Genomic DNA, 12,864 nt, shown 5'->3' with positions numbered 1-12,864 from the left:
TCCGATGTGCTTGTAGGAGCTCACCCTGTGAGCGACGCCGTACGCGAAAGAGCCGCAGGGCCTGCCGCGTCGTCGCGAGAGATGTCGCTCACAGGGTGAGCTCCTACAAAAACACCGTGCTAGAAACGAAAAAGCCCGCCCATGCTACTCGCATGGGCGGGCTTTGTTCACGCAGGCTTAGTTGCCCTTGTGGATGGCGCGCTTGTCGACCGAGAGGGCCGCTTCGTGCACCACTTCCGACAGCGCCGGGTGGGCGTGGACGATGCGGGCCAGATCTTCCGACGAGCCCTTGAACTCCATCGCCACGACGCACTCGTGGATCAGCTCGGAGACGACCGGACCAACCATGTGCACGCCAAGGATGCGGTCGGTTTCGGCGTGGGCGATCATCTTCACCTGGCCGATGCCTTCGTTCATGGCGACGGCGCGACCGTTGGCAGCGAACGGGAAGGCACCCGTCTTGTAGGGGATGCCTTCTTCCTTGAGCTGCTCTTCGGTCTTGCCAACCCAGGCGATTTCCGGCTCGGTGTAGATGACCCACGGCACGGTATCGAGGTTGACGTGGCCCGGCTTGCCGGCGATGAGCTCGGCCACCATGACGCCTTCTTCCGAACCCTTGTGGGCGAGCATCGGGCCGCGGACGGCATCGCCGATCGCCCAGACGCCATCGACGCCGGTGTGGTTGTGCTCGTCGACCACGATGCGGCCGCGCTCGTCGAGCTTCACGCCCGTGTCGTCGGCCAGCAGGCCGGCGGTGTAGGCGCGGCGGCCCACGGCCACCAGCAGCTTGTCGACGACCATGGACTGCGCGGCGCCGTCCTTGTCGGTGTAGCCGACGTGGACTTCATCGCCCTTCACTTCGGCCGAGGTGACCTTGGCGTTGACCTTGATATCGAGGCCCTGCTTGGCGAACTCGCGTGCGGCCATCTTGGCGATGTCCTGGTCGGCGACCTGCAGGAACTTCGGCAGGGCTTCGAGCACGGTGACTTCGGCGCCGAGGCGCTTCCACACGCTGCCCAGCTCCAGGCCGATGACGCCCGCGCCGATCACGCCCATGCGCTTCGGCACGGCGGTGAGATCAAGCGCGCCGGCGTTGTCGATGATGTGCTTGCCATCGAACTTGGCGAACGGCAGTTCGATGGGCACCGAGCCCGAGGCGAGGATGACGTTGGTCGCGGAGATCGTCTGCACCGAGCCATCGTTGCCGGTGACTTCGACGTTGTTGCCCTTCAGCAGCTTGCCCTTGCCGAAGAACGAGGTGATCTTGTTCGCCTTGAACAGCATCGTCACGCCGCCGGTGAACTGCTTGACGATCTTGTCCTTGCGGCCGATGAACGTGTCGATATCGATCTTCGGATTATCGACCGTGATGCCGTGATCCTTGAAGTTATGCGTCAGGTTGTGGAACTGCTTGGACGAATCCAGCAGCGCCTTCGACGGGATGCAACCGACGTTGAGGCAGGTGCCGCCGAGGGCTGCCTTGCCGTCCTTGCCGACGAAGGCGTCGACCACGGCGGTCTTCAGGCCCAGCTGCGCGGCGCGGATCGCGGCCACATAGCCCGCGGGGCCGGCACCGATGACGATGACGTCGAACTTCTCGCTCATAGCTCTTGCTCCGGATGTTGCTGGCGGTAGTTTTGCTACCACCCAATATGGGGTCGCTACATGAAAACGGGAGTCTTTCGACTCCCGCCTTCACATCTGGCGTTTAACCGGCCATCAGAGGCCGAGCAGCATCCGCTGCGGGTTTTCCAGCTGGTTCTTGATATCGACCAGGAACAGCACCGCGTCCTTGCCATCGATGATGCGATGGTCGTACGACAGGGCGAGGTACATCATCGGGGCGGCGATGACCTGGCCGTTCTCGACGATGGGGCGCTCCTTGATCGTGTGCATGCCCAGGATGGCGCTCTGCGGCGGGTTCACGATCGGGGTGGAGAGCAGCGAACCGAAGGTGCCGCCGTTGGTGATGGTGAAGGTGCCGCCCTGGAGGTCGTCCAGGCCAAGCTTGCCGTCACGCGCCTTCTTGGCGTAACCGATGATGCCCTTCTCGACATCCGCGAACGACATGTCCTGCACGTCGCGCAGCACCGGGGTCACGAGGCCCTTCTCGGTCGACACGGCGATCGAGATGTCCTGGTAGCCGTGGTAGATGATGTCCGAACCATCGACCGAGGCGTTGATGACCGGGTAGCGCTTCAGCGCTTCGGTCGCGGCCTTCACGAAGAAGCTCATGAAGCCCAGCTTCACGCCGTTGGCCTTTTCGAACTGCTCGCCCAGGGCCTTGCGCAGCTTCACCACCTCGGCGAGGTTCACTTCGTTGAACGAGGTGAGCATCGCGATCGAGTTCTTCGACTGCATCAGGCGCTCGGCGATGCGGGTGCGGATGCGGGTCATCGGCACGCGCTCTTCCGGACGCGAACCCGGGGTCGGCTTGGCAGCCGGGGCCGAAGCGGCGGCTGCCGGGGCGCTACCGCCCTTGCCGGCGTTGACCAGGTCTTCCTTGGTCACGCGGCCATCGCGGCCGGTACCTGCGACCTTGGACGGATCGATGTTTTCTTCGACGGCCACGCGGCGGCCGGCCGGCGAGAGCTCGTCCACGCCCTTCGGCGCGTCGGTCTTCTCGGCCTTGGGGGCTTCGGCAGCGGCAGCAGCCGGGGCAGCAGCCGGGGCAGCAGCGGCCGGGGCGGGCGCAGCAGCGGCGGCGCCTTCCTCGATCACGGCGATGACCTGGCTCGAGGTGACGGTGGAGCCTTCCTCGAACTTGATTTCCTTCAGCACGCCGTCGACCGGCGAGGGGACTTCGAGCACGACCTTGTCGGTTTCGAGGTCCAGCAGGTTTTCATCACGCTTGACCGCGTCGCCGGCCTTCTTGTGCCAGGTGGCGATGAGCGCGTCGGAGACCGACTCGGGCAGGACCGGGACTTTGACTTCGATGGACATGCTTGCCTTACTCCGCTGCGTGATCGGTGCCGACGGGCGCGACGAGCGCTTGCTCGACGAGGGCCGCCTGTTCGGCGAGGTAGGTATTGAGATGGCCCGGGGCCGGCGAGGGCGAGCGCGAGCGTCCAGCGTAGGACAGGCTCTGCTTCGACCCGATGCAGGCCTGCAGGTGGTGACGGATCTGGAACCATGCGCCCTGGTTCATCGGCTCTTCCTGGCACCAGACCACTTCCTTCGCGGAGGGGTACTTTTCCAGTTCGAGCGAGACTTCCGGACGCGGGAACGGGTACAGCTGCTCGACGCGCACGATGGCGACATCGGTGATGCCCTTCTTCTCGGCTTCTTCGAGCAGGTCGTAGTAGACCTTGCCCGAGCACAGCACGACGCGCTTGACCTTCTTGGCCTGCAGGTCGCGGTGCTCGCCGATCACCAGCTGGAACTTGCCGTTGGCCAGCTCATCCAGCGAGGACACGGCCAGCTTGTGGCGCAGCAGTGACTTCGGCGTCATGACGATCAGCGGCTTGCGTACCGGGCGCACCTGCTGGCGACGGATCATGTGGAACGCCTGCGCCGGCGTGGTCGGCACGCAGACCTGCATGTTGTCGAGCGCGCACAGCTGCAGGAAGCGCTCGAGGCGGGCGGAGGAATGCTCCGGGCCGGCGCCTTCCTGGCCGTGGGGCAGGAGCAGGGTGAGGCCGCAGAGGCGGTCCCACTTGGCTTCGCCCGAGCTGATGAACTGGTCGATCACGACCTGGGCGCCGTTGGCGAAATCGCCGAACTGGCCTTCCCAGATGGTGAGCTGGTCCGGCGAGGTGGTGGCTTCGCCGTACTCGAAGGCCATGACGGCTTCTTCGGAGAGCAGCGAATCGATCACGTCGACGCGGGCGTCCTTACGGACCGTGGCGAGCGGCATGTAGGTGTCATCGCTGTTCTGGTCGTGCAGCACCGCGTGGCGATGGAAGAACGTGCCGCGGCCGGCATCCTGGCCGACGATGCGCAGGTCGTTGCCTTCCTCGATCAGCGTGGCGTAGGCAAGGTTCTCGGCAAAGCCCCAGTCACCCGGGAGCTCGCCCGACGCCATCTTGCGGCGGTCGTCGTAGATCTTGGCGACACGGGCGTGCAGGGTGACGTTGGCCGGCACGTTGAGGATCGTGTCGAGCACCTTGGCGAGCTTCTCGCGCGGCACGCCGGTGTCCACGTCCATCGACAGCGAATTGCCGATGAAGCGGGTCCAGTCGACCGGGATGTCGCGGGTCGGGTTCGGATCGATCGAGATCAGCGAGGCGCCCTTTTCCAGGCGGCCACGGTAATCGTCGAGCATCTTCTGGCCGTCGTCGGCACTGATGGTCGAATCCTTCACGAGCGCCTGCGCGTAGAGATCACGCGTGGTCGGGCGCTTGCGGATGATCTGGTACATCAGCGGCTGCGTCGCTGCTGGCTCATCGGCCTCGTTGTGGCCGTGGCGGCGGTAGCAGACGAGGTCGATGACCACATCCTTTTTGAACTGCTTGCGGAACTCGTAGGCCAGGCGGGTGACCTGGATGACGGCTTCCGGATCGTCGCCGTTCACGTGGAACACCGGCGCGTTGACCATCTTGGCGAGGTCGGTGCAGTACAGGGTGGAGCGGGAGTCTTCACGCTTGGACGTCGTGAAGCCCACCTGGTTGTTCACCACCATGTGCAGTGTGCCGCCGATGGCGAAGCCACGGGCCTGCGACATCTGCAGCAGCTCCATGTTGACGCCCTGGCCCGCGAAGGCGGCGTCGCCGTGGATCAGCAGGGCCAGCGACTTCTCGAGCGCGGTATCGCGACGGCGGCCCTGGCGGGCGTGCACCGAGCCGGCGACCACCGGGTTGACGATTTCCAGGTGCGAAGGGTTGAACGCCAGCGCGACGTGCACGCCACCGTTCGGGGTTTTGACATCGGCCGAGAAGCCCATGTGGTACTTCACGTCGCCCGTGTGCATCGGGCTGTCGTCGTGCTCGAACTTGCCTTCGAACTCGTTGAAGAGCTGCGAGGGGGCCTTGCCGAGGATGTTGACGAGGACGTTCAGGCGGCCGCGATGGGCCATGCCGATGATGACTTCCTTGACGCCGTTGTCGCCGGCGGCGCGGACCACGTCATCCACCATGGGAATGAGGCTGTCGCCGCCTTCGAGCGAGAAGCGCTTCTGGCCGACGTACTTGGTGTGCAGGTAACGCTCGAGGCCTTCGGCCGCGGTGAGCGCTTCGAGCACGCGGACCTTCTCGCCCTTCTGCAGGCCCGGATTACCCGCAGCCTTTTCCAGGCGCGCGTAGATCCAGCTGCGCTGGTCGTAGTCGGAGATGTACATGAACTCGGCGCCGACGGTGCCGGTGTAGATCGCCTTGAGCTTCGCCCAGAAATCGCGCAGGGCCATGCGCTGGCCGCCACCGGCGAAGGTGCCGCAATCGAATTCGGTGTTCAGGTCGGCATCGGAAAGGCCGTGGAAGGCCAGGCCGAGATCGGGAGCGTCGACATCCGGGGCGGTGAGGCCGAGCGGGTCGAGCTTGGCGGCGAGGTGGCCGCGCGAGCGATAGGCGGTGAGCAGGCGGAGCACGCCGGCCTGCTTCTGCGCGTAAGCGTTGTCGGCCGGGGCGGCGACAGTGGCGCCAGCGGTGCGGCGCTGCTTCTGCGCGGCTTCGATGCGGGCAATGGCGCCGGAATGGGCGATATCACCGGCCTCGCGGCCCTTGAAGGATTTGAAATAGGCATCCCATTCGGCGGGAACGCTGCCGGAGTCGGAAAGCCACGCCTCGTAGATTTGCTCTACGTAATCGGCGTTGCCGCCGGCGAGTTGGGAAGATTCGGAAAACTCGCGGATCAGATTTGCGCTCACGTCACCACCGGCACACACGGAAAGGGCGGGCTGTCGCGGGTGGAGCGAAAGACGCGCCCGCGGCAAAGAATCCGTTAAGTATAGCCCCGTGACATTGCGCCGCGCCAAGCTTTTTGCCGTATGTCTGAGATATCAAATACCCAGTGGTCTTATCTCCCAGGCGGGCTCCGCGCGTTCCCAGACCTCATCAAAATAGGCCATTAATCGAGAGGTCTGGCCGAGGGCATCCAGGGACCCTTCGGCTTCGAACCGCGAAAACACGGGCCTGAACAGATAAGCCCCCGCGTCGTCGGCGGTGGTGAACGCCGAGCCGTAGTGGAGATGTGTCTCATCCGTTGGAACGCGGATCGATACGGCCGTGGGTAAACGCTGGCTGAGTGCGATCAGCCGGTGCCCGTCGCGGTGGGCCCGATTGGCATCATGGGTAAGGATGCGGATGCGGGCTGCCCGGCCACTGGTGGCCAGGCGGCGCAGTTCAGTGTGAACTTCGTCACTTTCCAGTACACCGGGGTCCATCACCGGCAGGTAGATCGACGCCCGGTAACGGGCGACCGAAAGGAGGCGGACATGGGCGGCGTCCAGACCGGCCCGGTCCTGCGCCACGAGAGCCATGTCCGCCGGGCCCGTCACCGGCGGCGGCCCTTGCGGATGCCGAGGTGGCCGTCGTTGACCAGGGCGAGCAGCACCGCCTTCGCAGCTGCCGGTGCCTTGTCGAAGGTCAGCTCGCGCTGGCCGGAGAGGGTTTCGGCCAGTTCGGTCGGGCACTCGTAAGCGGCGCCGCTCACATAAAGCGTGGCGTCCTTCTTGCCGCGGACCCAGGCAAGGCGGGCGAACGGATGGCGGACAAAGGTCGAACCGCCCTCGATCGCCTTATCCAGTGCCGCGGCCGTGGTCGCCTTCGGCGGCGGGACCGCGTCCTGGGCGTTGCGGTAGCGGGTGATGAAGCGGCCGAACCAGTCAGCGAGCAGGTCGCGGTCCAGCGCGGCCGCGAAGGGCAGGGCCGCACGCAGGCGGTTTAGCGCCGCCGAATCGATCTCGCCCGCGCGCTTGGCCGGGGCCAGGTCCGGGTCGGTGTAACGCAGTTCTTCCGGCATGCGCTCAGCCAGGAAGTCGGCGAGGTCACCGGTGAGCTCGGCCTGCGAGGGTGCGCGCATGCCCAGCGAAATCGTCATGCAATCGCCCAGGGCCACGCCGTCGTGCGGCACGCCCGGGGGCAGGTAAAGCATATCGCCCGGATCGAGCAGCCACTCATGGGTGGGCTCGAAGGTCTTCAGCTGCTTGAGTTCCACGTCATCGCGGAAATCCAGCGGGGCGTCCGGGTCGTTGCTGATCGCCCAGTGGCGCTGGCCGAGGCCCTGCAGCAGGAACACGTCGTACTGGTCGACGTGGGCGCCCACGCCGCCGCCGTCCTCGGCGTACGAGATCATGATGTCGTCAACGCGCCAGGTCGGCAGGAAGCTGAAGGTATCGAGCAGCGACGCCACGTCGGCATCCCACTTGTCGACGTCCTGGACCAGCAGGGTCCAGTCCCGCTTCGGGGTTTTGCCGAATTCGGCTTCAGTGAAGGGGCCGGTCTTCACCGTCCACTTGTCACGCTTCTCGTCATGAATGATGAGGCGAGCCAGCACGCCTTCCTCGCAGGCCAGGCCAGCCAGGTCGTTCGGCTCGATCGGCGCCTCGAAATTAGGGTAGGCATTGCGGATAAGTAGCGGCCGCTTCTGCCAGTAATCGCGCAGGAACTGCGTGGCACTCATGCCAAGGGGCTGCGAAGCCGAACCGCGGACTTCGATGGGGAAGGGCTTTTGGGTAGGGGTCTTGATGGCCATGGGCGGGATTGTAATCGCCCCGCGCTTGTAGCGTGCGACTCAAACGCCGCATCGCTATGACCTGCAGGGGCGCCGGGTGTGATCCCGGCGCCTTGTGGTCAGATCGCTTTTGCGAGCTTGTCGGCCAGGCCGATGTACGTTGCCGGGGTGAGCTCGGCGAGGGCCTTTTTCGCATCGGCCGGCATGTCCAGGCCGTCGATGAAGGCGCGCATCGAATCCTTCGTGATGCCCTGGCCGCGGGTGAGGGCCTTGAGCTGCTCGTACGGTTCCGGCAGGCCGTAACGGCGCATGACGGTCTGCACGGCTTCGGCGAGCACTTCCCAGCTGTTGTCGAGGTCGGCGGCGATGCGCTCGGCGTTGACGTTGAGTTTGCCCAGACCCTTGAGCAGCGATTCCAGTGCGACCAGCGAATGGCCGAACGCGGTGCCGAGGGCACGCAGCACGGTGGAGTCGGTGAGGTCACGCTGCCAGCGGCTGATCGGCAACTTCTCGGCGAAGTGGCCGAGCAGGGCGTTGGCGAGACCGAAGTTGCCTTCGGCGTTTTCGAAGTCGATCGGGTTGACCTTGTGCGGCATGGTCGAGGAGCCGACTTCACCGGCCTTCAGCGCCTGGCGGAAATAGCCGAGCGAGATGTAGCCCCAGATGTCGCGGGCGAGATCGATCAGGATGATGTTGATGCGACGAAGCACGTCAGCGAACTCGGCGATGCCGTCGTGCGGTTCGATCTGCGTGGTGTACGGGTTGAACGTGAGGCCCAGGCCTTCGACGAAGCCCGAGGCCAGCACCGGCCAGTCGACCGCCGGGTAGGAAATGACGTGCGCGTTGTAATTACCCACGGCGCCGTTGATCTTGCCCGGGATCTCGATGGCGACGAGCTGCTTGCGCTGGCGCTCCAGGCGCGCGACGACGTTGGCGAGTTCCTTGCCCATGGTGCTGGGCGAGGCGGTCTGGCCATGCGTGCGCGAGAGCAGCGAGAGGCCGGCATATTCATGCGCCTTGGCGCGCAGCACGCCGATGACCTGGTCGATGGCCGGGAGCAGCACGTCTTCGCGCGCATCACGCAACATCAGCGAGTAGGCGAGGTTGTTGATGTCTTCGCTGGTGCAGGCGAAGTGCACGAACTCCTTGGCCTGGGCCAGGGTCGGATCGTTGCCGATCTGTTCCTTGATGAAGTACTCGACGGCCTTGACGTCGTGATTGGTCGTGGCTTCGATCGCCTTGATCCGCTCACCGCCATCGACGGAGAAATCGTTGGCGATGGCTTCGAGCCGGGCGACCGACGCCGCCGGGAACTCAGGCAGCTCGACGATGCCCGGGTGGCGGGCCAGGGCCAGCAGCCAGTGGATTTCCACGTGCACGCGGCGGTGCATGAGGCCGAACTCGCTGAAGATGGGGCGCAGGGAGCCCGACTTGGAGGCGTAGCGGCCATCCAGCGGCGAAAGGGCGGTCAGCGTGGCGTGGGACATGGGCTTAGGTCCTGGGAAGCGAGAAGCGGGGCAGCCGATGATTATACCCGGGCGGGATGGATCCCGGCCGGCTGGCCCGAGGCGGGCTGGGGCGCGGTGACGAATGAACGGGAAAGGGTCTATCGTGAATGGGCTCCCACAACCCGGATTCCCCGCAATGACCAAGTTTCGTACCGAACGCGACAGCATGGGCGAGTTGAAGGTGCCCGCCAAAGCTCTTTACGGGGCGCAGACCCAGCGGGCCGTGGATAACTTCCCGGTCTCCGGCCTGACCATGCCGCGCGAGTTCATCCGGGCCCTGGGCCTGGTCAAGGCCGCAGCGGCCGAGGCCAATGTAAAGCTCGGCCAGCTCGACAAGGCCACCGCCAAGGCCATCCGCGCCGCGGCCGACAAGGTTGCCGCGGGCGAGGTGGATGAGCACTTCCCGATCGATGTGTTTCAGACCGGCTCGGGCACCAGCTCCAATATGAATGCCAACGAGGTGATCGCCCACCTCGCCGAGGCCGCTGGCGCCAAGGTGCATCCGAACGACCACGTCAACGCGGGCCAGAGCTCGAACGACGTGATCCCCACGGCAATCCTCGTCAGTGCCACCCTCGCCACCAGCGAGAAGCTGCTCCCGGCACTGAAGCACCTGCGCAAGACGATCGACACGCGCGCCAAGGAGCTGAAGAAGGTGGTGAAGACCGGCCGCACCCACCTGATGGATGCGATGCCGATCACCTTTGGCCAGGAGCTCTCGGGGTGGTCCGCGCAGATCCGCGATGCGGAGGAGCGCATCGGCGATACGCTCAAGCGCACCCGTCGCCTGCCGCAGGGTGGTAGCGCCGTCGGTACCGGCATCAACGCCGATCCGAAGTTCGGCCCGGCCGTCGCCACTGAGCTCGGCAAGCTCACCGGCGTGAAGTTCGAATCCTCGGACAACTACTTCTCCGGCATGGCTGCGCAGGATGCGCCCGTGGAACTTTCCGGCCAGCTCCGCGCCCTCGCGGTCGCGGTGATGAAGATCGCCAACGACCTGCGCTGGATGAACTCCGGCCCGCTCGCCGGTCTCGGTGAAATCGAACTGCCGGCGCTGCAGCCGGGCTCGTCGATCATGCCGGGCAAGGTGAATCCGGTGATTCCGGAAGCCGCCGCCATGGTCGCCGCGCAGGTGATCGGCAACGACGCCACCATCGCCATCGCCGGCCAGTCGGGCAACTTCCAGCTCAACGTCATGCTGCCGGTCATTGCGTACAACCTGCTGCAGTCGATCGAGATCCTGGCCAACGTCACTACGCTGCTCGCTGACAAGGCCATTGCGGGCTTCAAGGTCAACGAAGAGCACGTGCGCGAGGCGCTCGACAAGAACCCGATCCTGGTCACCGCGCTGAACCCGGTGATCGGCTACGAGAAGGGTGCCGCCACGGCCAAGCAGGCTTACAAGGAGAAGCGGCCGATCATGGAGGTGGCGCTGGAGACCACGGGTCTGTCGAAGGCGGAGCTGGCCAAGCTGCTGGATCCGGCCGCGCTCACGAAGGGCGGGATCCACGGTGGTGGCGGCGGCGGTGGCTGATCCGCTTCCGTAGGAGCGCGCACAATCTTACCTTGTGATTGCGAACGGTTCGCATTATCGTTCGTCGCGATTTTTCGCAATCCAGGGCTTACCCATGAAGGACCGTTTCGTCCGGCGGCAGCTTGCCGCCGCCACGATGCTTGCGCTTGCCGCGCACGCCGCCGCCGCGCAGGACAACGCCAGCGACGCTGCCCAGGACAAAGCTCGCAAGCTCGACACCATCATGGTTAGCGGCAGCGTCCTGGGTGCCTCCCGCGCTGACGATGTCAAAACCTATGCCGGCAGCCGCCAGGTTATCGACCGCGACGCGCTGGCTAAGGGTGCCAATCGCTCGCTTGACGATGCGCTCCAGCACGTCCCTGGGGTGAAGATCTTCGACGAAACCGGTACGGGGGTGCTGCCGCAGATCGCGTTGCGCGGCCTGTACGAAAGCCGCAGTGGCCGCGTGCAGGCGCTGCTCGACGGCATCCCGCTCTCGCTGGCGCCGTACGGACAGACCAGCCTCTCGCTGTTCCCCGTCACGATGAACCAGATCGACCGTATCGACATCGTGCGTGGTGGCGCGGCCGTGCAGTACGGCCCGAACAACGTAGGCGGCGTCATCAACTTCGTCAGCAAGCCCATCCCGGAGCAGTGGACCACCACGCTCGGCGAAAAGATCACCGCTTATGGCCGCGGGCAGATGCTGCGCGATACCTCGGTATCGACCGGCGGCTATCTCACGCCAAACTTCGGCATGCAGCTCGATGCGGATTACCTGAAGGGCGAGTACTTCCGCGACCACAGCGGCACTAACGTCAAGAACGTCCGCCTGCGCACCGAATGGTGGATCGCAGACGACAAGGTGCTCAAAGCCGATATCCAGCGTTACGTCGCGCACATGGACATGGCTGGCGCGCTCTCCGTGGCCGATTACCTCGACGACCCACGCCAGGCCACCCGCCCGCTGGATCACTTCCATGGCACGACCACGCGCGCCTCGCTCACCTACGAGCAGGATCTCGGTGCGTGGGCATGGTTCGATGCGTCCAAATTCAGCTGGTCGAACTTCAGCGCCGATAGCGAGCGCAACTTCATCGTCGGCATGCGCCGCTCATCGGCAGAAACGTGGCGCCCCGATCTTGCGCCGCAGCTGGAGCAGAGCGCGCCGCGCGGTTTCAAGGTGTATGGCACCCAGCCGCAGTTCAGCCTGGATATCGATGGCCCGGTGAGCCAGAAGTGGACCGTCGGTGCGCGCGCCGTGCGCGAGAACATTGATTTCCTCGTGGGTAATACCGGCCTCGACAATGGTGTCTACACGCTGGTCCGCGACTGGCAGTTCCGCGACCGCGCATGGGCCGGCTATGTGAGCGACGCCATCGGCTTCGCGGATGACCGTTTCGTCGTGACGCCGGGTGTGCGCTACGAGCACCTCGATGCCACGTACCGCAACCTCGCCAACGGCACCGCGTTCAACAACAACGTGCGCAACTGGCTGCCGGGCCTGACCCTGGGTTTCAAGGCCTCGGACAAGTGGTACATCTACGCCGATGCGCAACGCTCCCTGCGCGCGCCGCAGGTCACCCAGATCGTCTTTGGCGACAACCTGGAATCGGAGCTGGCGTGGAACTACGAGCTGGGCGCGCGCTTTCATCCGACCGCGCGTACGGAGATCCATGCCGACCTTTACCGCATCGACTTCGACAAGCAGATCCAGCTCGACAACACGACGCGCACCTACGGCAACATCGGCAAGACCGTGCACCAGGGTCTCGAGGCGAACATCGACTGGTCGCCGCTGGCCCTCGACGGTTTGAAGCTCAGCCTTGGCTACGCGTACCTCGATGCGGAGCAGCGCTCGGGCCAGTATGAAGGGCTGCGCGTGCCATATACCTCGCGCAACCAGGTGAATGTCGGGGCGTCGTTTACACGCGGCGACACGACCGTCGCGCTTTCCGGTTATTACTTCAGCAGCGCTTACAGCGATGCGGCGAATACGCGCCAGGAAAACGCGATCGCTTCCGTGGGCCGTCTGCCGTCGTACGCGGTGTGGAATGCGCAATGGACGCAGCAGCTCATGAAAAGCGGTACATCGGTGTTGACCGGCTCGCTGGCGGTGAACAATCTGTTCGACCGCAATTACTACTACCGCGGCGTCGATACGAGCCCGTGGGGCAGGCAGCCTGCGCCCAGCCGCAGCGTGACGCTGGGGCTGGAGCTCAGCTTCTGATAGCGGTG

At 65.0% G+C, this 12,864-nt stretch carries 8 protein-coding genes; 2 read left to right on the top strand and 6 right to left on the bottom strand.

What is annotated here, in order from left to right:
- Positions 1-177 precede the first annotated feature (177 nt).
- The 6 genes from lpdA to purB form a co-directional block, all read right to left on the bottom strand.
- Entirely contained in the window at positions 178-1,605 is a 1,428-nt protein-coding gene (lpdA, locus tag L2Y96_RS14065; RefSeq protein WP_247327284.1) for a dihydrolipoyl dehydrogenase, read from the bottom strand.
- 114 nt (positions 1,606-1,719) lie between these two features.
- Positions 1,720-2,943 (bottom strand): 2-oxoglutarate dehydrogenase complex dihydrolipoyllysine-residue succinyltransferase, encoded by a 1,224-nt coding sequence (odhB, locus tag L2Y96_RS14060; RefSeq protein WP_247327282.1) that lies wholly within the window; start codon positions 2,941-2,943, stop codon positions 1,720-1,722.
- Positions 2,944-2,950: 7 nt separating this feature from the next.
- A complete protein-coding gene (locus L2Y96_RS14055) occupies positions 2,951-5,800 on the bottom strand; it encodes a 2-oxoglutarate dehydrogenase E1 component (protein ID WP_247327280.1) in 2,850 nt (949 codons plus the stop codon).
- A 132-nt stretch (positions 5,801-5,932) separates the two neighbouring features.
- The gene (locus L2Y96_RS14050; RefSeq protein WP_247327278.1) at positions 5,933-6,412 is read right to left on the bottom strand and encodes a DUF7931 domain-containing protein; all 480 of its coding nucleotides are present in this window, start codon (positions 6,410-6,412) and stop codon (positions 5,933-5,935) included.
- A gap of 14 nt (positions 6,413-6,426) precedes the next feature.
- Positions 6,427-7,626 carry a cupin domain-containing protein gene (locus tag L2Y96_RS14045; RefSeq protein WP_247327276.1) on the bottom strand — a complete coding sequence of 400 codons (1,200 nt, stop codon included), beginning with the start codon at positions 7,624-7,626 and terminating at the stop codon, positions 6,427-6,429.
- A 98-nt stretch (positions 7,627-7,724) separates the two neighbouring features.
- The gene (purB, locus tag L2Y96_RS14040) at positions 7,725-9,092 is read right to left on the bottom strand and encodes an adenylosuccinate lyase (RefSeq protein WP_247327267.1); all 1,368 of its coding nucleotides are present in this window, start codon (positions 9,090-9,092) and stop codon (positions 7,725-7,727) included.
- A 157-nt stretch (positions 9,093-9,249) separates the two neighbouring features.
- Here purB and L2Y96_RS14035 point away from each other — a divergent pair, with 157 nt between their 5' ends.
- Both L2Y96_RS14035 and L2Y96_RS14030 read left to right on the top strand, forming a co-directional pair.
- The gene (locus L2Y96_RS14035) at positions 9,250-10,647 is read left to right on the top strand and encodes a class II fumarate hydratase (RefSeq protein WP_247327265.1); all 1,398 of its coding nucleotides are present in this window, start codon (positions 9,250-9,252) and stop codon (positions 10,645-10,647) included.
- Positions 10,648-10,741: 94 nt separating this feature from the next.
- On the top strand, positions 10,742-12,856 hold the full coding sequence (locus L2Y96_RS14030) for a TonB-dependent receptor family protein (RefSeq protein ID WP_247327263.1): 2,115 nt from the start codon (positions 10,742-10,744) through the stop codon (positions 12,854-12,856).
- Positions 12,857-12,864 lie beyond the last annotated feature (8 nt).

This window comes from Luteibacter aegosomaticola (genome assembly GCF_023078475.1).
Taxonomy (GTDB): Bacteria; Pseudomonadota; Gammaproteobacteria; order Xanthomonadales; family Rhodanobacteraceae; genus Luteibacter; species Luteibacter aegosomaticola.
Note: the sequence above shows the minus strand (reverse complement) of the source record. Positions and strands in the feature narration are given on the sequence as shown.

What these genes read in the sequence shown, in the direction of transcription:
- lpdA (WP_247327284.1), bottom strand. Translation starts at nt 1,605, where the DNA reads ATGAGCGAGAAGTTCGACGTCATCGTCATCGGTGCCGGCCCCGCGGGC.
- odhB (WP_247327282.1), bottom strand. Translation starts at nt 2,943, where the DNA reads ATGTCCATCGAAGTCAAAGTCCCGGTCCTGCCCGAGTCGGTCTCCGAC.
- L2Y96_RS14050 (WP_247327278.1), bottom strand. Translation starts at nt 6,412, where the DNA reads ATGGCTCTCGTGGCGCAGGACCGGGCCGGTCTGGACGCCGCCCATGTC.
- L2Y96_RS14045 (WP_247327276.1), bottom strand. Translation starts at nt 7,626, where the DNA reads ATGGCCATCAAGACCCCTACCCAAAAGCCCTTCCCCATCGAAGTCCGC.
- purB (WP_247327267.1), bottom strand. Translation starts at nt 9,092, where the DNA reads ATGTCCCACGCCACGCTGACCGCCCTTTCGCCGCTGGATGGCCGCTAC.
- L2Y96_RS14035 (WP_247327265.1), top strand. Translation starts at nt 9,250, where the DNA reads ATGACCAAGTTTCGTACCGAACGCGACAGCATGGGCGAGTTGAAGGTG.
- L2Y96_RS14030 (WP_247327263.1), top strand. Translation starts at nt 10,742, where the DNA reads ATGAAGGACCGTTTCGTCCGGCGGCAGCTTGCCGCCGCCACGATGCTT.